General features: G+C 65.1%; 19 protein-coding genes. 13 read left to right on the forward strand and 6 right to left on the reverse strand.

The features are described 5' to 3' along the window. The 5 genes from ACK59X_RS18065 to ACK59X_RS18085 all read left to right on the forward strand — a co-directional run. On the forward strand, positions 1–618 hold a 618-nt coding region (locus ACK59X_RS18065; RefSeq protein WP_409959409.1), incomplete at its 5' end, for a dihydroxy-acid dehydratase. Positions 619–670: 52 nt separating this feature from the next. Further along, on the forward strand, positions 671–1,885 hold the full coding sequence (locus tag ACK59X_RS18070; RefSeq protein WP_409959411.1) for a fumarylacetoacetate hydrolase family protein: 1,215 nt from the start codon (positions 671–673) through the stop codon (positions 1,883–1,885). A 24-nt stretch (positions 1,886–1,909) separates the two neighbouring features. Then, on the forward strand, positions 1,910–2,494 hold the full coding sequence (locus ACK59X_RS18075; RefSeq protein WP_409959413.1) for a TRAP transporter small permease: 585 nt from the start codon (positions 1,910–1,912) through the stop codon (positions 2,492–2,494). After that, positions 2,491–3,771, forward strand: a complete 1,281-nt coding sequence (locus ACK59X_RS18080; RefSeq protein WP_409959415.1) for a TRAP transporter large permease subunit — start codon at positions 2,491–2,493, stop codon at positions 3,769–3,771. Before ACK59X_RS18075 ends, ACK59X_RS18080 begins: the two co-directional genes overlap by 4 nt. Before the next feature lie 113 nt (positions 3,772–3,884). Next, positions 3,885–4,205 carry a hypothetical protein gene (locus ACK59X_RS18085; protein WP_409959417.1) on the forward strand — a complete coding sequence of 107 codons (321 nt, stop codon included), beginning with the start codon at positions 3,885–3,887 and terminating at the stop codon, positions 4,203–4,205. Positions 4,206–4,208: 3 nt separating this feature from the next. Here ACK59X_RS18085 and ACK59X_RS18090 read toward each other — a convergent pair whose 3' ends face one another. Further along, complete coding sequence (locus ACK59X_RS18090) at positions 4,209–5,156, reverse strand: class I SAM-dependent methyltransferase (RefSeq protein WP_409959419.1); 948 nt, start codon at positions 5,154–5,156, stop codon at positions 4,209–4,211. Here ACK59X_RS18090 and ACK59X_RS18095 point away from each other — a divergent pair. Beyond that, entirely contained in the window at positions 5,134–6,075 is a 942-nt protein-coding gene (locus tag ACK59X_RS18095; protein ID WP_409959441.1) for a CPBP family intramembrane glutamic endopeptidase, read from the forward strand. The two genes, ACK59X_RS18090 and ACK59X_RS18095, sit on opposite strands and share 23 nt — an antisense overlap. Positions 6,076–6,274: 199 nt before the next feature. Here ACK59X_RS18095 and ACK59X_RS18100 read toward each other — a convergent pair whose 3' ends face one another. From ACK59X_RS18100 to ACK59X_RS18115, 4 genes are read right to left on the reverse strand one after another with little or no spacing between them, the layout of a single operon-like run. Then, positions 6,275–8,017, reverse strand: coding sequence for a carboxylesterase/lipase family protein (locus ACK59X_RS18100; RefSeq protein WP_409959421.1), 1,743 nt, complete (start codon positions 8,015–8,017; stop codon positions 6,275–6,277). 7 nt (positions 8,018–8,024) lie between these two features. After that, positions 8,025–9,044: a Bug family tripartite tricarboxylate transporter substrate binding protein gene (locus ACK59X_RS18105; RefSeq protein WP_409959423.1), complete on the reverse strand. Its 1,020-nt coding sequence runs from the start codon at positions 9,042–9,044 to the stop codon at positions 8,025–8,027. Between the two features lie 39 nt (positions 9,045–9,083). After that, positions 9,084–10,367, reverse strand: a complete 1,284-nt coding sequence (locus ACK59X_RS18110; protein WP_409959425.1) for a DUF1254 domain-containing protein — start codon at positions 10,365–10,367, stop codon at positions 9,084–9,086. Beyond that, positions 10,364–11,602 (reverse strand): CaiB/BaiF CoA transferase family protein, encoded by a 1,239-nt coding sequence (locus ACK59X_RS18115; protein WP_409959427.1) that lies wholly within the window; start codon positions 11,600–11,602, stop codon positions 10,364–10,366. The genes ACK59X_RS18110 and ACK59X_RS18115 overlap by 4 nt, the downstream gene beginning before the upstream one ends. A gap of 80 nt (positions 11,603–11,682) precedes the next feature. Here ACK59X_RS18115 and ACK59X_RS18120 point away from each other — a divergent pair, with 80 nt between their 5' ends. The 7 genes from ACK59X_RS18120 to ACK59X_RS18150 all read left to right on the forward strand — a co-directional run bounded on the left by ACK59X_RS18120 (position 11,683) and on the right by ACK59X_RS18150 (position 18,970). Further along, a complete protein-coding gene (locus ACK59X_RS18120) occupies positions 11,683–12,648 on the forward strand; it encodes a LysR family transcriptional regulator (protein ID WP_409959429.1) in 966 nt (321 codons plus the stop codon). Between the two features lie 186 nt (positions 12,649–12,834). After that, on the forward strand, positions 12,835–13,500 hold the full coding sequence (locus ACK59X_RS18125) for a GntR family transcriptional regulator (RefSeq protein ID WP_409959431.1): 666 nt from the start codon (positions 12,835–12,837) through the stop codon (positions 13,498–13,500). 37 nt (positions 13,501–13,537) lie between these two features. Continuing rightward, positions 13,538–15,259, forward strand: a complete 1,722-nt coding sequence (gene ilvD, locus ACK59X_RS18130; protein WP_409959443.1) for a dihydroxy-acid dehydratase — start codon at positions 13,538–13,540, stop codon at positions 15,257–15,259. Beyond that, a complete protein-coding gene (locus ACK59X_RS18135) occupies positions 15,256–16,131 on the forward strand; it encodes an NAD(P)-dependent oxidoreductase (protein ID WP_409959433.1) in 876 nt (291 codons plus the stop codon). Before ilvD ends, ACK59X_RS18135 begins: the two co-directional genes overlap by 4 nt. Continuing rightward, positions 16,128–16,934, forward strand: coding sequence for a hydroxypyruvate isomerase family protein (locus tag ACK59X_RS18140; RefSeq protein ID WP_409959435.1), 807 nt, complete (start codon positions 16,128–16,130; stop codon positions 16,932–16,934). The genes ACK59X_RS18135 and ACK59X_RS18140 overlap by 4 nt, the downstream gene beginning before the upstream one ends. Then, positions 16,931–17,902, forward strand: a complete 972-nt coding sequence (locus ACK59X_RS18145; RefSeq protein WP_409959437.1) for an NAD-dependent epimerase/dehydratase family protein — start codon at positions 16,931–16,933, stop codon at positions 17,900–17,902. Before ACK59X_RS18140 ends, ACK59X_RS18145 begins: the two co-directional genes overlap by 4 nt. Before the next feature lie 69 nt (positions 17,903–17,971). Further along, on the forward strand, positions 17,972–18,970 hold the full coding sequence (locus tag ACK59X_RS18150) for a Bug family tripartite tricarboxylate transporter substrate binding protein (RefSeq protein ID WP_409959439.1): 999 nt from the start codon (positions 17,972–17,974) through the stop codon (positions 18,968–18,970). Positions 18,971–18,983: 13 nt separating this feature from the next. Here ACK59X_RS18150 and ACK59X_RS18155 read toward each other — a convergent pair. Beyond that, on the reverse strand, positions 18,984–19,155 hold a 172-nt coding region (locus ACK59X_RS18155), incomplete at its 5' end, for a transposase (protein WP_409959445.1).

The following is a 19,155-nucleotide window of genomic DNA, read 5'->3' on the forward strand; positions in this document are numbered from 1 at the left end:
AATCTGTTCGACTTCGGAATCATGAAGACCTCGGTGATCTCCGAAGCCTTTCGCCAGCGCTACCTGAGCCGGCCCGGGGCCGAAGGCGTCTTCGAGGCGCGCGCCGTGGTGTTCGATGGTGCCGACGATTACCACGCGCGCATCAACGACCCGGCGCTGGGCATCGACGAGGGTTGCATCCTGGTGATGCGCGGCGCCGGACCCATCGGCTGGCCGGGCTCGGCCGAGGTGGTCAACATGCAGCCGCCCGACGCCCTGATCCGGCGGGGCATCACCACCCTGCCCACCCTGGGCGATGGCCGCCAGTCGGGCACGGCCGACAGCCCCTCGATCCTCAACGCCTCGCCCGAGAGCGCGGTGGGCGGCGGCCTGTGCTGGCTGCAGAGCGGCGACACCATCCGCATCGACCTTGGAGCAGGCCGCTGCGATGCGCTGGTGGCGCCCGAAGAGATCGCACGCCGCCGCCGCGAGCTGCCCGCGCCCCCGGTACCCCGCAGCCAGTCGCCCTGGGAGGCGCTGTACCGCGAGAAGACCGGCCAGTTGGCCGATGGCGCGACGCTGGACTTTGCCCTCGACTACCGCCGCATCGCCGAGAACACGCCGCGCCACAACCACTGAGCCAGCCCTGCAGGCTGGTCAGCACCCATTTCGAACCTTCAAGGATTTTCCGATGAGTGACACAACAGCGGCCACGGTGGCCGGTGCGCAGACGCACGCCCAGATCCTGCCCCACGATGGCCTGGCCGGCACCCTGGTGGGCCGCGCATGGGTGGGCGGCAGCCCCCCGGGGCCTGCCGTGGTGGCACTGCGCGCCGACGGCGTCTACGACCTGAGCCAACGCTACCCCACCATGAGCACCCTGCTGGACATGGCCGACCCCGCCGAGGCGGCGCGGGCCACCCCGGGCCAGTACCTGTGCAGCGTGCCCGACCTGCTGGCCAACAGCCAGCTCGGCCAACGTGACACGGCACGCCCCTGGCTCCTGGCCCCGTGCGACCTGCAGGTGGTGAAGGCGGCGGGCGTGACCTTTGCGGCAAGCCTGATCGAGCGGGTGATCGAAGAGCAGGCACGGGGCGACGCCAGCCGCGCCCAGGGCCTGCGCAGCCAGGTGGTCGGCCTGATCGGCGACAGCCTGGCCGACATCCGGCCCGGCTCGGACCAGGCCATGGCCCTGAAGGCCCTGCTGCAGCAACAAGGCCTGTGGTCGCAGTACCTCGAAGTGGGCATAGGCCCCGATGCCGAGGTCTTCACCAAGGCCCCGGTGCTGGCCTCGGTGGGCACGGGCGAAGCCATCGGCATCCGCGCCGACTCGGCCTGGAACAACCCCGAGCCCGAGGTGGTGCTGGCAGTCAACAGCCGGGGCGAGATCGTGGGCGCGGCCCTAGGCAACGACGTCAACCTGCGCGACATCGAGGGCCGCAGCGCGCTGCTGCTGGGCAAGGCCAAGGACAACAACGCCTCCTGCGCCATCGGCCCGTTCATCCGCCTGTTCGATGCCAGCTTCGGCCTGGACCAGGTGCGCAGCGAGACCGTGCACCTGCGCGTGGCGGGGGCAGACGGCTTCGCGCTACGCGGCATCAACACCATGGCCAGCATCAGCCGCGACCCGGCCGATCTGGTGGCCCAGACCCTGGCGGCGCACCAGTACCCCGATGGCTTCATGCTGTTCCTGGGCACCCTGTTCGCCCCCATTGAGGACCGCGACCAGCCCGGCGGCGGCTTCACCCACCACCTGGGCGACGTGGTCACCATCCAAAGCGCGTGGCTCGGCGCCCTGCACAACACCGTGACCCACAGCGAGACGGCACCACCGTGGCGCTTCGGGATCCGGGCCTTCATCGCCAATCTGGCGGCGCGCGGACTGCTGCACGAAGCGCAACTCTGACGACCAGCCAACAGGGAGCCAAGCATGCTCGACAGCTTCATCGACCGCTGCGTGCGGGCCATCAACCTGCTCATCGCGCTGGCGCTTGCCGTGATGGTGGTGCTGGTCTTCGGCAACGTGGTGCTGCGCTACGTCTTCAACTCCGGCATCACGGTCAGTGAAGAGTTGTCGCGCTGGCTGTTCATCTGGATCACCTTCCTGGGTGCGGTGGCGGCCCTCAAGGAAAACGCCCACCTGGGCACGGACATGCTGGTGTCCCGGCTGCCCGTGAAGGGCAAGAAGGTCTGCATGGTGCTCGGACAGGTGCTGATGCTCTACCTCACCTGGCTCTTCCTGGCCGGCAGCTACAAGCAGATGCTCATCAACTGGGACGTGGAGGCCCCGGTCACCGGGGCCTCGATGGCCTTCTTCTACGCCTCGGGCGTGGTGTTCTCGGTCTGCGCCGGCTTTTTGCTGGCGCTGCAGCTCGTGCGCGTGCTGACCGGCGCGGTCCGAGAGGAGGAGCTGGTGATGGTCAAGGAATCCGAGGAACAGGCCGAGCTCGAAGCCCTGCAGGCCGAGCTCGCGCGCGAGGACGCCGCCGCCAGGAAGCAGGAGGCACGACCATGACCGTGCTGATCTTCCTGGGTGGCCTGCTGGGCGCCATGGCCCTGGGCATTCCCATCGCCTACGCGCTGCTGGCGGCGGGCGTGGGCCTGATGTGGCACCTGGACCTGTTCGATGCCCAGATCCTGGCGCAGAACTTCATCAACGGCGCGGACAGCTTTCCGCTGCTGGCCGTGCCCTTCTTCATGCTGGCCGGCGAGATCATGAACGTGGGCGGCCTGTCGCAACGCATCGTGAACTTCGCGCTGGCCCTGGTAGGGCACGTCAAGGGCGGCCTGGGCTACGTGGTGATCCTGGCAGCGTGCCTGCTGTCCTCACTGTCGGGCTCGGCCGTGGCCGACGCTGCGGCCTTGACCGCGCTGCTGCTGCCCATGATGGTCAAGGCCGGGCACAAGAAGGAGGTGTCGGGCGGGTTGATCGCGGCCTCGGGTGTCATCGGCCCCATCATTCCGCCGAGCATCGGCTTCGTGAGCTTCGGTGTGGCGGCCAATGTGTCGATCAGCAAGCTGTTCATCGCCGGCATCTTTCCGGGCATCATGATCGGCCTGGGCCTGGCTGTCACTTGGTGGTGGGTGGGACGCAAGGAGGTGCTGGCCCTGCCCGAGAAAAAGAGCACCGCCGAGCTCTGGCGCGCCGCTCGCGAATCGGTCTGGGCCCTGACGCTGCCGGTGTTCATCCTGGTGGGGCTGCGCATGGGGGTCTTCACGCCCACCGAGGCCGCCGTGGTGGCGGCCGTGTACTCGCTGTTCGTGGCCAGCGTCATCTACCGCGAGCTGCCGCTGTCCGCACTGCTGCCGATCTTCACCACCGCCGCCAAGACCACCGCCGTGGTGATGTTCCTCGTGGCCGCGGCCATGGTGTCGTCGTGGCTGATCACGGTGGCCAACCTGCCGGCCCAGATGGTCGAGCTGCTCAAGCCCCTCATGGGCAACCAGACCCTGCTGTTGATCGCCATCATGGTGCTGGTGATGCTGGTGGGCACCGCCATGGACATGACGCCCACCATCCTGATCCTGACACCGGTGCTGATGCCTGTGGTCAAGGCGGCGGGGATCGACCCGGTCTACTTCGGCGTGCTGTTCATCATCAACAACTCCATCGGCCTGGTCACCCCGCCGGTGGGCACCATCCTGAACGTGGTGGCCGGCGTGGGGCGCATGAAGATGGACGAGGTGACACGCGGCGTGCTGCCCTTCATGGCGGCCGAGTTCGCGGTGATGTTCATCATGGTGCTGTTTCCGCAGACGGTGCTGGCGCCGCTGCGATGGCTTACGGGCTGACCCGCAGGCGCGTGGTCCGGGGCAGGAGATCGCCAGATTTTTCTGGATCGGGAGCGGCTTTTGGCGTGCAATCTCTTCTTCTGCCGCAGCCAACCCACCTGGAGATATGCGCCATGCCCGATTTCTACATGCCCCTGTCCGGCCCCGTGAACCAGGCTTTCCAGTACTGGACGAAGATGACGATGGGCCAGGTGGGCCTCATCAACATCAACATGGGCAAATCCTCGGACCCCGCGCTGGAGCAGAAGATCATCGAAGACGTGGGCAGCTATGGCCGCCAGATCGGCCAGTTGAGCGATGCGCTCATGGCCGTGCTGCAGCACATGAAGACCGAGTCCTGGGACCCCGAGTGCAAGGAGGCCGTGGAGAAGTTCAAGCTGCAGGCGAAGGAGGTGGCGAAGCTCAAGGAGCGCCATGAGCGCGCCAGCCGGTAGGCCCTATGCGGGCGCCAATTCGGGCAGCCGGTACACCAGCACCTTGAGCGAGCGCTCCTCGGACACATCGGAAAACACCGTCGGCTTGGCCACGCGTTCCACGAACTCCAGCTCGGGCGCAATCTCGCGCATCTGGTCCTTGAGAAATGCCGTGTCCAGCTCGGGTGCATTCAGGCACAGCAGGGCATGGCCGCCCGGGGCCAGCAGGTCGGCCAGGCGGCGCATGAGGCGGGCATAGTCCTTGGTGGCCACGAAGCTGCCGCGCTGGAAGCTGGGCGGATCCACGATCACCAGGCCGTAGGGTCCGCCACGCGTGATCTTGCCCCAGGTGGAGAAGATGTCGTGCGCGAGGAAGCTCGCGCCGGTGGTGATGCCGTTGAGCTGGTGGTTCTGCTGGCCGATGGCGATGGCGCCCTGCGCCATGTCCACGTTGACCACCTGTTTGGCGCCCGCCTGCAGGGCCACCACCGAGAAGGCGCAGGTGTAGGCAAACAGATTGAGCACCTTGAGGCCGTAGCGGTCGGTGCTGCGCGCCGCCGCGTAGTCGCGCACCCAGCGGCGGCCCTCGGCCATGTCGAGGAACAGGCCATGGTTCTGGCCGCGGGCCACGTGCACCCGGTAGCGCGCGCCCTGCTCGGTCACCACATGCGGGTCGGGCACGCTGCCGGCCATCAGCCGGGTCTCGCTGCGGCCCTCGTGCCGGGTCTGGAAGACCCAGTTCAGCGGCACGCCGGGGTGCAGTTGCTCCCAGCGCACGCTCAAGGCGGAGCCGACGGTGACCAGTTCCTCTTCGGCCACGGGCTGGAAGCTGGTGAGCACCCAGACGGGCGGAAACACGTCCAGCACCCAGTGCTCGCAGCCCGGGTACAGGCCGCCGCGGCCATGGAAGATGCGCTGGGCGTCGGTGGGCAGGGGAGCCATCGTGGCAATGGCGTTCAACAGGGCTTGCATGGGGAGGGAGTGGGTACGAAGTCTGAAAAGGAAGCAGGGAGCACATGCAGCCGGCAACCTGGAGTGTATGCACGCCGCATCCGCGACTTTGTTCACGACAGGGCTGCCGCATGCGCGCCCATGCCTGGCGGAGGGCAGGAAGATGGTGGTTCCGTACCCAGGCGGCAACGATGAGCGCCTGCGCTCGCGTCGTACCTTGCCGCGCAAGTCTCTGCCGGAGAAGCCTTTGCCACCCGCCTTAGCCCGCCAGGCCCGCCTCGAACCGCGCCAGCAATGGGTTGTTGCCTGCGCCTTGCTGCCCGTTCTGGCGGTCTGGCAAGCCAATGGCGTGTACCTGCCCGCACTCGCCCAGAAGGGGGCGCACCTGTTCTGGATGGCGGATCTGTGCCAATGGGTGGTCCTGCCCATGGCATTGCTGGGTCTGCTGGCACACACGGTCTCGCTGCGCCCCAGCGACTATGGCCTCGGCATACCGGGCACGGGTTGGCGAACCCTGGCCTGGCAGGCAGCGGCGGTCTTCGTGACCGCTGGGCTGGCATTTCTGGTGGCGCGCAACCTGGCCTGGGTGGTACTGCGGCCACCGGCAAGCTTATGGCCATTGGCGCAGATGTTTCCGGGTGGAAGGGCCGGCGCAGCCGTGCGCACCTATGCGGCCTTGAGTACGGGGCTGGTGGAGAGCATCTTCTTCATCGGGCTGCCCTGGCTGCTGTACCGCAGCGCCCGCGCAAAGCCCTCCCGGAGATGGTTCACGCTGCTCGTGTCGGCCATCTTCGCGTTAGCCCACTGGGAGCAAGGCAGCCACCTTGTCGCCGCCGCATTCTTCGCCCACCTGGTGCTGTGCGCCTGGTTCTTTCACTGGAGAACGCTGTGGCCGGTGGTGTTCGGCCACAGCCTGGTGGACCTGGCGGGCTTTGCCTGACTGACCCCAGATCCCGTGGAATGACATGTCCGCAAATTAGTGCCGTAAACCATAGGCCGCTCTGCCGCGAACGCCCTTCAGTGCAGCAGACCCTGTCAAATGACACCACGACTACAGGCTTGACGAAGACAATTTCCGGGTCATATCGAACGGCGGGTCTGCGAGCGAGGCTGTGATGTTTTGCTGCACATGTCCAGGTTCATTCCACCGCCAGTCGGGCCGCTTCGAGGCTCGAATCAAAAACCATCGAACGGGGCCACGCAGGCCAGGCAGAGCCCAGACTTGTGCTGTTGGGGTCTCCGTCGTGTGCGAAGCTGCCGATGCCTTGGATCATCTTTGCTGACAAGTCGAGCCGGCCAGCCTTGTTCGCCCGATTGAACGAGATGTTCGAATAGAGCGATGGCCCGAAATTGCCGAAGATGAACGGCAGGTCAAAGCTGTGTGCCGCGCCATAGACTTTGTCAAAAGGTGGCGGCAGTTCATCCCAGTCAAAACGGTAGTGCCAAACATCGGGTTGGCGAGACTTGAGCGCATTCAGCACATCGTCCCGAAATGCAAAGAACCAGTGGCGGTCAAGCTCCGCTATGCGCGCGTTCAGCCCTGTCGTCGGTGCGTCCACCGGCAGGTATTGCGCAGGCACCCAGTCCTCGATGCGGCTGGCGGTTGGGGCGTCGGGCTGGTAGCCATGGACCAGCTTGAACACCGCGGCGTCATCGAGCAGGCGGCCGCTGGTGCCGCCAAAGGCCGGTCGAGTTGCCAGTAGAGCGGGAAAAAGTTTGCTTTCGTCGCGCGTATTCCCCGCCAACACCGGCACCTTGACGTAACGGCCAGCGCGGATTGCCGCGATCGGATCCTCAGGCACGACGTATCCGTCGGGGATCGGGTTGGCAGCCGACAATCCCAGCGGTGCAAGCCGCCTGAGCACGATGGTCAAGATGGCGTCGGGTGATAGCCCGCGCAGGTAGGCGGCCAGCTGCTGGGGCGTGCGCGATGCAATGTATGCCTCTGCTGCAGGCCGATCAGCGACGGCACCGTCGGCCACGAGGGAATGAGTCAGCAAGGCATTGCCTCGCGTCGCCCATACGCTGCGGGGCAGGATGGTCGCGAAGGAGCCCGGTGGAAGCGTGGCGGCCGATGAAATACCGCCGCTGAGCGCCACCAACCGGTGAAACAGGGGCGAAGGCCTGGAGACCACCATGGGCGAGGTAAGCAGCGCATACACGTTGACCGCCCCAGCGGACTCACCCATCAACGTGACCCGGCCAGGGTCGCCGCCAAAGGCGCCGATATTGCGCTGGACAAATTCCAGCGACTTCACGATGTCGAGCAGCGCGAAGTTGCCCGAGTCGGTCGCAGCGTCACCCGTCTTCAAGGGTGCAAGCTCCAGAAAACCGAACACGCCAAGCCGGTAGGCGACCGATACCACGACCGAGCCGGTAGCGTTTGCCAGCGCGGCGCCGTCGTACACCGGGTCCGCGGTGTAGCCGGTGATATTGCTGCCGCCGTGGACCCAGACGATGACGGGCCTCGGGGTCGTGGCGGAAGCGGTGGGCGCCCAGATGTTGAGGTAGAGGCAGTCCTCCGAGCCCAATGTCTGTCCCAGCGTGCTGCCGATGGTGGCGTCGTACCGATTGTTCAGGCCCGGCCCATACAGCCGGCCGGGCTGCACGCATGCGGTCGCAAACGAGGTCGCCGCACGTGGCTGCGTCCATGCGGGCGGATCCTCAGGCGCTCTCCAGCGGCGCTGCCCCACTGGCGCGGCCGCATAGGGAATGCCTTTCCAGCTGTAGACGCCGCCAACCGATGCGTCTTTGGCGCCAACCACCGGACCAAATGCCGTGGGTCGCTGTAGGCCCGTGTTCACGGCGGGCTTGTGGGTGCAGGCGTTGAGCATCACCAGTGCGCCGATGGCGAAAGCCCAGCAAGTCGAGGAGGATTTCATCGTGCGCTCAGTCGATCTTGATGTTGGCATCGCGGATCACATTGGTCCACTTGCGTGTCTGGTCGTCGATGTATGTCGCAAACTTGGCTCCGGGCGCGCCGCTGGCCTCCAGACCCATGTCGAGCAGCTTCTGTTTGATGGTGGAGTCGTCCAGTGCCCGCAAGATGGCGGCTTGCAGCTTCGCCACAACCTCTTTGGGCGTGGCGGAGGGCACCATAAAGCCGTACCAACCGGACGCGACCACCCCCGGAAAGCCCTGTTCGCGAATCGTAGGTGCGGCCGGATATAGCGCACTGCGTTTTTCGGAGGCCACGCCCAGCACCCGCAGCTTGCCGGCCGCGATGTGGGGCAACGCCGAACTGATCGCCGTCAGGGTGGCATCGAGGCGCCCCCCCAATAACTCGGAGTAGGCGACGGAATCGCCTTTCATGTGGACGTTGATGCCCTCCATGCCGGCTTCACGCAACAGCAGTTCGCCAGCCAGGTGGGGCTGCGACCCTGCGCCAGGCGTGCCGATGTTGATGCCCCCAGGGCGGGTTTTGGAAAACGCGACCAGATCGCGCACGCTTTTGATTTCAGTCTGCGCATTGACGATCAGGAACAAGGGCGCGTGCATGGCCATCGCGATGGGGCGCAACTGCTCGCGCTGGTAGCTCAGGCCCTTTCCGTAAAGCGCTTCGGCCGTCGCATAGGGCGCCGCCACGTAGAGCACGGTATAGCCATCGGCGGGCGCGCGCGCCACGAACTCGGTCCCGAGCCGAGTGCCCGCCCCGGGCTTGTTCTCGACGACGAACTGCTGTCCCAAGACCTTGGCAAGGTACTCGCCCAGCACACGGGCCGAGAGGTCACTGGCCCCACCCGCCGCGTAAGGCGAGATCAACTTGACCGGCCGCGTGGGCCAGTCCGCCTGTGCATGCGCCAGCAGGCCGGTGCCCGACGCCAAGCCGGCGGCCATCGTGACGAGCACGGTGCGGCGCTGGAGCCGCGTTGATGCAAGGGTGTTCAACGCCCGATGGTGCAAGGTCATGTCTGTCTCCTGTTGTGATTGTGTCGAAGGGCGGCCGTGCTACAGACGGCGCAAGGGCGGGTAGGGAAACCGGAACTCGAGATGCCGACGCCTGGGCTGATAGAGACGGAGAACAAGGAAGAACTCGTCTCCGGGTGGGGCGGGCAGCCAGTTGTGCGCCGGGCCCGGATCCTCGGCCTGAACCCGGATGGAAAGGCCTCCGTCCGCCCCCCTCAGCAGACCAGGCAGGCGATCGCCGACCGAGTAACGGTGCGCCGGGTTGGCCACCAGCAGGCAGTCGCTTCGCCGGTACAGCGTGAGCGACCAGAAGGCGTCCACCTCCGGCACAGCGCCTGGCTCGAAGTGCAGCTCATAGGCGTGCGACCCGTTGAGTAGCGCGCCGTCGGCGTCCACCTCGGCCGTGGGGTACATGGCCTCCTCGATGCCCAGTGCACCAATGAAGTTGCGCGCGACTCGCGCTCGCATCGCTATGTCTGCGCCCCAGTGCGTGCGCACCGCGACGGGCAGCGCCCAGCCCTGCCCCAGTGCGTGTGGCTGGGCCTTCTGGCGAAGCTCCTCGTACACCAGCGGCAATGCGTGCGCAAGAGCTCCGTAATCCACTGGCCAACACAGGCTCTCCCCTGTCGGCACCGGGTTGCGGGCCAGGGCCTCGTTGACCATGGCACGGTAGAGCGCAGCATCCGGCGCATGCCCTGCGCGGCCATCGAAACGCGTGTCCACCCGAAAGGCCGCCTCCGCGCCGTCCAGCCGGTGCGTGGAGATGCCGCGTTGCAGCGCGGCAGCCTGCTCCAGGTCACCCAGACGATCGTCCACAAGGAGGCGTCCGATCACCCAGACATCCTCGCCCGGCGCGGCGATCACGTTGTCCACGCCATCGGGCACCGGGCCCTGCCACGCGGGCCCATGAACCAGCGTGCGCTGACGCCGGTTTCCGGTGGTACGGCGCCCAACGTAGGCAAACGGGTTGGTCCATGCGTCGAGCAATCCCAAAGTCCAGTAACGCTCACCCATGTCTGGGGTGTCAATGAGCACGGGCCCTCGGGACAGATCCAGCCACGCATTGCTGAAGACCGTGTCATTGTTGGGACTGACCACTTCACGGTCTTCTGGTCCGATTCGGCGGTGGGTATGGGTGAAATGGTTGACCCAGCGCATGTGCGAGGCCCGGTCGTCGCTCGCGAAACCCAGAACGGGATGGCGCCGCGCCGTGGTGGCAGCGCGCATGCGCATCATCTCGAACAGCGGCAGAGTCTGCTGCACCGCAGCACGTGCGTTGCCATGCGATGGCGTGTCGGTAGTGGGGAAGGCAGGGGCCATGTTCATGCCACCACCCCGGATTCACGTAACGTGGCAATGTCGTGCGCCGAGTAACCTAACTCGGCGAGCAGGTCGGCGCTGTCCGCCCCGCATTCTGGCGCCGCGGTGGGAGCGGGTCTGCGGCCAGTGCCCATGCGGTACGGAAGTCCCAGGGCCCGATACCGCCCGCCGTCGCTCGACGCGGCGTCCACGAAGATCCCGGTGGCGATCACGTCCGCGTTGGTCAGTACATCGCGGTAAGGGCGCACTGCTCCGGCAACAATCTGGTGCTGGCTGAGCATCTCGACGGCCGCGTCGCTGGTGTAGGCTGAGAGGCATTCACCCAGCACCTGGCGCAGTTCGGCACGGTGGGCAACGCGATGGTCGTTGGTGGAGAAGCGCGGGTCGTGCACCAGCTCTTCCCGGCCCAGGGCCCGGCAAAGGCGCTTCCAATGATCCTCAACGTAGGCGGACAGCACGATGTTGCCATCTCGCGTGGCCACGACATCGGCTGCGGGCGCGTTGTTGGGCTGCCCATGTCCGATCCGTGTGGGCTCTGGCCCGCCACCCAGGTACTCGCACCAGGTGGCCGCCTGAAGGTGGAGGGCTGTCTCCAGCAGCGATACCTCCAGCGTCTCGCCTACGCCGCTGCGTTCGCGTCCGTAGAGGGCTGCCAGGACGGCCTGGGCCCCCAGGTCCGCAGCAGCAGCATCGATGATCGGCACCCCCACCTTCTGCGGCGGGCGACCGGCCTCACCCGTGACGGACATGAGGCCGCTCTCCGCCTGCGCTGCAATATCGTAGCCGGGGCGTTCGCGCGACGGCCCCTCGCTGCCAAAACCCGTGATCGACAGGTAGATAACCCGAGGATGGCGAGCACGCACCCGCGAAGGGCCCAGGCCGAGCTTCTCGACTGCGCCCGGGCGCAGGTTTTGCACCACCACGTCGCATTGGGCAATGAGCCGCCAGGCAACCTCCCGGCCCGACTCGCTCTTGAGGTCCAAGGCGACGGAGCGCTTGCCCCGGTTGTAAGCCCTCACCATGGCCTCGCCATATCGCCCCACATGGCGTGCCTGATCGCCTGTGATCGGCTCGACCTTGATCACCGTGGCCCCCAAATCCGCCAGCGCCATCGCGGCGCCGGGGCCTGCAATGTATTGGCCCAGATCAATGACGGAAACACCGGACAGGGGCGCTGCGCGAGACGTTGGAATTTTTTCTCGGGAATGAGTCATGGCCGCAACGATAGTCGCGGTCAACATTCCTGAAAAATCCATAATCCTGATTGCGCGATCACTTTCAGTGATCACTACCCATTGGCGGCCATTCGCGGGGACGCTCCATGTCTTTCCAATCCGACTACCTGGTGCGGCGTCTGCGCATGCGGCATCTGCAGCTGCTGGTGGCCCTTGCCGATGCAGGCTCAATGCGCGCTGCCGCAACGCAACTGAACTTGAGCCAGCCAGCTCTGAGCAAGATGCTGGGTGAAATCGAAGCGGGCTTCGATGCCCGCCTGTTCGAGCGCACAGCGCATGGACTTGTGGCCAACGCGGCGGGGAACGCTGCGATCTACCGCGCCCGGGTCATCCTGGGCGAGCTTTCGCGCAGCAAGGATGAAGTGGATGCGATGCGAGACGGCGCAGAAGGTCTGCTGCGATTGGGCACCCTCTCCGTGACCGCCACCATGCCTCAAGCGGTCATCGAGCTACGCAGGCGATTGCCGCTCGCCAAAGTACAAGTTCAAGAAGGCAGGGTTCGCGAGCTGATCCAGCGGCTCTTGAACGGCGAACTCGACTGCGTTTTCGGCGCCGTCACACCCGAGCTGCTGACAAGCGCACAACTCTCGCTGCTGAAGCCGGAGTTGCTGGTGGATGACGAGTTGTGCGTGCTATGTGCGAAAGGGCACTCTCTTTCGCGCAAGCGCCGGTTGACCTGGGGCGATGTCCACGTTCAGCCGTGGGTCGCCCCCCCAAAGGACACGCTGGTTAGACAGGCATTGATGACCGCGTTTCTCAACGCTGGCCTGATGCCGCCAGAGCCCGCGATTGAAGTGCTCTCGTCTGTAACCCTCGGCAGTGTTTTACGCCTTGATGAGAACATGCTCGGCGCTGTGCGTTTTGAACAGGCGCGAGACGAACTGGCGCGCGGAGGCATCGTTCGTCTGCCCATCACACCGCCTGTGCCGCTTCCATCACTAGGTCTTTACACGCGGCGAGCGGCAGAAGGGCCTCCCCCGATCGTGCAGGCGTTCGCAGATGCCATCCGTTTGGTGAGCACGCGTGTCAGGGTACAGAAGCCATCAGGCTAGCCAATGGAAAAGTACAGATGATTGCGTTGCATTTATCGATGTGTCCGTGGAATCCAGCAGCTGACAGTTGACGCTTTGGGCTACTGGCAAAGACTCGCAAGGGTATTTCCTTATGTAACAAAGCGGCACGCCGGTGGTAGCCTGTATTCGTATCTTTGATCAAACATCAATGATTGCAGGCAATCCATGCATCCCAAAACCCCGGTTTCCATCAACGAAGCGGTTTACCGAATGCTGCGAGACCGTCTCATGCGCGGGGAATTCGCGGCGGGCCAGGTGCTGGGGATCGAGGAGCTGGCGCAAACGATGCATACGAGCACCATGCCCGTACGTTCTGCCCTGCAGCGCCTGGCGGAGCAGCGTGCCGTGGAACGCAACAAGAGCCGGAACATGCAGGTTCCGCTGCTCAGCATCGAACGGCTGGAAGACATACGGCGCAGCCGGCTGCTGGTGGAGGGTGCCCTCATCGAATGGGCAACGCCAAGGCTTGAGCGGGCCCAGATGGACCACCTGCGCTTGCTGGTGGACAAGATCGCGAATGCACTCGAAGAACCAGAAAAGCTGGACGAGGGCTTGACCAACAACCAGACCTTTCATTTCACCATCTACCAGGCGGCGAACTCGCCCACCATGCTGTCCATGGCGGAGAGTCTGTGGCTGCAGTCCGGCCCGTACCTGCGTGCGGCGCGCAATCTCATGCACACGGCTCCTAGGCCGGACCTGCATGAAAAGATCCTGAAAGCCATGGAACGCAGGGACGGGGTCGCAGCCCGCCTTGCAATGTGCCAGGACATCGCCTGGGCATTCGACCGCTTGAGCGAGGTGCCTCAAGCCCTTTCGCGGGCCGCATGACCCGTTCCTCCCCGACTTTCCCCACCCCACCTTGACCATGACCTCGCGTCCATCCCTGCACAAACACCGTTCAAGCGCCGTGACCGACGGTGTTGCGCGTGCTCCCCACCGGGCATTCCTGCGTGCCACCGGTTTCGATGACGCCGCATTCACACGGTCGATCATCGGCATCGTCAGCACCCAGGGCGAAAACACGCCGTGTTCCATGTCCCTCGGCCCGCAAGCGGATCGCGCGCGCCTGGGCGTGGCACGAGGCGGCGGTGTGCCGGTTTCCTTTTCGACAATCTCGGTGTCCGACGGTACCTCCATGAACCATGCCGGCATGCGGATGAGCCTGGTATCGAGGGAGGTCATTGCCGACAGCGTGGAGGTGGCGGTGAGGGCCCATGCCTACGATGGCCTGGTGGCTGTCGCGGGATGCGACAAGACCTTGCCGGGGATGATGATGGCTGTCGCGCGCCTCAACGTTCCTGCCGTGTTTCTGTACGGCGGAGCCACCTTGCCCGGCAGGGTGCGAGGCCAGCAGGCCACCATCCTCACGGCCATCGAAGCCGTCGGGGCGGTGCAGACCGGCAGCCTTTCGCCAGAAGGGCTGGCCGAGATCGAGCGCCATTGCACTCCCACCGTCGGCTCCTGCCCGGGCCAGTTCACGGCCAATACCATGGCCATGGTCGCAGAGACTCTGGGCCTGTCGCCGCTGGGCACGGCCATGATTCCGGCGGTCTACAGCGAGCGGCTGGCGATTGCGGAGCGGGCTGGCGAGACGGTGATGCACACATTGCAGCGCGGCTGGCCGCTGCCACGCGACCTGATCACCCGCAAGAGCCTGGAGAATGCCTGCGCCGCGGTGGCAGCGACGGGCGGGTCCACAAATGCTGCACTGCACATTCCCGCCATTGCGCACGAGGCGGGGATCGAATTCACGCTGGAGGATGTGGCGTCCGTGTTTCAACGCACCCCTCTGATCGCCGATCTCCAGCCAGGCGGAACCTACCTCGCGCGTGACCTGCACGAGGTGGGCGGAGTGCCCGCTGTGCTCAAGAGCCTGTTGAAGTCAGGGCACCTGCATGGGGACGTGCCGACCCTGGACGGCCGTACCCTGCAAGAGGCGCTGGTCGAAGCCCCAGACGCAGACGGCACCATCGTGCGGTCTGCCGAACAAGCCTTGCAGCCCACCGGAGGCGTCACCGTGTTGCGGGGAAACCTCAGCCCCGAAGGAGCCCTGCTGAAGGTGGCAGGCTTGCGCGCCTTGACGTTCACGGGACCGGCGAGGGTCTTCGAAAGCGAAGAAGACTGCATGAAGGCGGTGTCTGGCCGCCAATATCAGGAAGGCGACGTGCTGGTGATTCGCAATGAAGGGCCTCGCGGAGGCCCCGGCATGCGAGAAATGCTGAGCGTCACGGCCGCCTTGTATGGGCAGGGCATGGGAGAGGCCGTGGCGCTGCTGACCGATGGGCGCTTTTCCGGCGCAACCCGAGGCATGTGCATCGGCTATGCAGGCCCGGAAGCCGCAGTGGGCGGGCCCATTGCCCTGGTCCGTAACGGTGACCTGATCCACATAGATGCCACGACCGGCACCCTGGAGATGCGGGTTACCGACGAGGAGTTGGCTGCACGCAGACAACAGTGGAAACCACCACAGGCCCAGCGGCTGGGCGGGGTGCTGGAGAAGTACGCGCTGGTGGTGCGGCCAGCGCGTTTGGGCGCGGTCACGCACTCCGGGGCCATGGCCTGGCCCTACGAAGGCGAAGAAGCATGACTTCACAATCCACCGTGGGTTTCTGCGGCCTTGGGCTGATGGGTGCGGCCATGGTGTCAAGGCTTTTGAGAGCCGGGCACTGCGTGCACGTTTGGAACCGCTCCACAGAAAAGGCCCAGCCCCTGGTGCAGTTGGGCGCCGTGGCAGTCGAGAGCCCCGCAGACATGGCGAAGCATTGCGAGCTTGTCATCCTGTGCCTGACCGACGAGGCTGCGGTTTCGGACGTGGTTCTGGGCCCTCATGGTTTGCTGAAAAGCGGGGCTGTACGGGTGGTGCTGGACCATTCAAGCATCTCTCCTGAAGCTACCTCGCGCATTGCCAGCCAGGTGAAAAGCGTCGCAGACATCGATTGGCTGGATGCCCCGGTCTCCGGCGGCGTGCGCGGTGCAGACAGCGGCACACTCGCCGTCATGCTGGGCGGAGATCCCGAGGCCATGGCCAGTGCGATGCCGTACATGCAGGCTTACTCCCGCCACGTCACGCACATGGGAGGGTCCGGTGCGGGCCAGTGGGCCAAATTGTGCAACCAGACGATTGTGGCCACTGCGCTGTGCGCCATCGCCGAAGCGGTCCATCTGGCGCAGCGTGCTGGAATCGATGCTGAAAAATTGCCGCAGGCTCTTGCCGGAGGATGGGCAGACTCCGTGCTCCTGCAGACTTTTGTGCCGCGCATGCTGGCACCGCCAGACAAAAGCATCGGTTCTGTTGCCACCATGCTCAAGGACGTGGACAACATCGCGGGAGCGGCCAACACTGTCCATGCCTATGTTCCGGTGCTCGCTGCCGTGCGCCAGCGCTTTGACAACGCGCGCCGGCAGGGCTTGGCAGACCAGGATCTGTCGCAAATCCATCGCGTAGCGAGACCGGCATGAAGCTCGCAGCAAATATCGGCTTTCTCTACGCAGAGGTGCCCCTCATGGATCGCATCGACTGCGCTGCGCGAGACGGACTGGACGGAATCGAATGTCCCTTTCCTTATGACTTGCCCCCTTCCGTGCTGGCCCAGCGGCTGCGCGCAGCGGGTTTGCCGCTTGTGCTGATCAACACGCCTCAGGGGCCTGGCGGTGAGCCCGGGTTTGCCGCAGTGAACGGGCAGCAGGAGTACTTCCGGGCCGGGATCGAACAGGCGCTGGAGATGGCGCACTACACGGCCTGTGCCAGGGTTCACGTGATGGCGGGCCGACCGTGGACTGAAGGTCGGTGCGAGCAGTCGGTCCTGGCGACTTTGCAGGAGAACCTCGGTTGGGCCGAATGGCAGGCACGCAGGGCGGGGGTTGTCTTGCTGCTGGAGCCCCTGAACCGCCTGGACATGCCTGGCTACGCATACCACCGGCCGGCACAGGTGATTCAAGTGCTCGAGCACTTGAATTTGCCGAATCTGAGACTGCAGTTCGATACGTTCCATGCGGCCCGAGAGAATCTGGACGTCCTGGAGAGCCTGCTGGCCTGCGCCGCCTGGATTGCACATGTGCAGATTGCAGAGGCCCCCCATCGAACAGCACCCGATTTGAGCAGGCCCGAAACCGTGCAGACCCTGCGCGCATTGAGCACCCTGCCCTGCGGCGGGTGGCTGGGCCTTGAATTCGGATCGCCAGCAAGTGCGTCGAGCGGCATCGAGTGCCTTCAAGATTTGCGGTCGCTCTTGCTGCCACAAGCAATGGGAACAGTTGCATGAAAGTTCTTATCACAGGCGCGGACGGCTACATCGGCCGCTCACTGGCGCGCCGCCTGGCTGACCCGTCTGCCCGGTTGCGGGGGCAGCCGATCACCGCGCTGACCTTGTGCGATTTGCAGCTTCCCGAAGCGAGAACGCTGAGCGAGCGCATGCCCCAATTGCGGACCATGGAAGGCAGCATTGCGGATGCTGCGGTCATCGACGCGATAGCGCTGAATGATCCCGACATCGTTTTCCACCTGGCAAGCGTACCAAGCGGTCAGTCGGAAAAGGATTACGGCCTGGGCATTGACGTGAACCTGCTGGCGACCGTTTCGCTGCTCAACGCACTGCGTCGCAACGGCAATGGGCCGGTGGTGGTGTTTGCCAGCTCGATTGCGGTTTTTGGTGCGCCCTTGCCTGAGCGCATCGACGACGATACGCCACTTTCCCCAAGCCTGAGCTACGGGGCGCAAAAGCAGATGGCCGAGATACTCCTGGCCGATGCTACGAGGAGAGGGTTCGTGCAAGGCCGCTCGCTCAGACTGCCGGGAATCGTTGCCAGACCACCCACACCCACGGGAGCCCTGTCCGCCTTTTCCAGCGAACTCATGCGCGCGCTGGTACAGCGACAGCGCTACTGCTGCCCAGTCTCTCCCGACGCCACCTTGTGGTTGCTGTCGCTGGAGGCATGCATCGACAACCTCATCCACGCGGCGCAATGCGCGCCTGAAAGCCTGTGCGGCCACACGACCTGGAACCTACCGGCCCTTCGGCTCAGTATCCGCGATCTGGTCAGCGCCCTCGATGATCTGGATCCGGGGTGCGCAGCGCTTGTGACGTATGCGCCGGATTCAGCGCTTGAAGCGCAGTTTGGCCGGCTGCCGCCCCTGCATACCGCACGCGCGGACGCCGCCGGATTCCGACACGATGGAACCGTGGCGCGCCTGGTGCGGCGTGCGGCTGCATCCATTGGTACCCGGTCTTGATGCATCTGCGGGCGGCTCCCGCTGCCCGCGTTACCCCGCGCCTGGCGCACAAAAATGGAGACTTCAGCTATGCAGACCAACCGCCGCGATTTCCTGCAGCACAGCGCAGCCGCGCTGTCCATTCCCAGCTTGATGGGGGCCGGCCTGGCCCAGGCGCAAACCCAAGCCTCTGTGGAGGTTCTCAAGATCATCACCGGCTTTGCTGCCGGCGGTACGTCGGACACGGTCTGTCGACGCGTTGCCGACGGGCTGCGGGGCCTCTATGCACGAAGCGCCTTGGTGGAGAACCGGACGGGCGCAGGTGGCCAGATCGCCATCACGAGTGTCAAGGCATCCCCTGCGGACGGCACGGTGATGCTGCAGACGCCTGCCTCGATGCTCACTATCTACCCCCACATCTACAAGAAGCTTCAGTACGATCCCTTCAAGGACCTGGTGCCGGTCTCCATGGCCTGCACTTTCGAATTCGCGCTGGCGGTTGGACCTGCCGTTCCAGCCAGCATCACCAACGTGCCAGAGTTCCTTGCCTGGGTCAAAGCGAACCCGACGAACGCGAATTTCGGGTCGCCCGCAGCGGGATCAACGCCGCATTTCACTGCCGAGATGCTGGCCCGCGCCGGCCAGGTCTCCATGCGGCACCTGCCGTACCGAGGCACGCAGCCCGCAATCCTGGATCTCACGGGCGGACAGATCGCTTCTGTCAGCGGCCCTATCGGCGACTTTCTGCCGCATCTCGCAGGTGGACGGGTGCGCCTTATGGGAGTGTCTGGTGCAAAGCGCCGCCGTTTTGCGCCACAGACTCCGACCTTCGCCGAGCAAGGACTGAAGGACGTGGTCACCGACGAGTGGTTCGCGTTCTACATGCCCGCCGGCACGCCCTCGGACATCGTGCAGCGGGCAAATGCAGCACTGCGTACCGCGTTGGCCAAGCCGGAAGTCATCGACGGCCTTTCTGCGATGGGCCTGGAGGCCAAGTCCTCCAGTCAGGCAGAACTGCTGGACATGCAGCGCCGCGACACGGAGCGCTGGGGGCCCATCGTCAAGGCTGTGGGATTCACGGCGGACTAGGGTGTGTTGACATTCAGGCCATACAGACGATGGCGCCGACGAGACTGATGAACGAGGTAAACCGTTCGGCCAGTTTTTCGTAGCGAGTCGCTATTCGACGATAGTGCTTGATGCGACAGAAGAAGCGTTCGACGAGGTTGCGATGACGGTAAATTGCTTTGCTCCATCGAATGTGCTCGCGCCGA

The sequence above is a fragment of the Acidovorax sp. genome (assembly GCF_046339755.1).
Classification (GTDB): domain Bacteria; phylum Pseudomonadota; class Gammaproteobacteria; order Burkholderiales; family Burkholderiaceae_C; genus Acidovorax.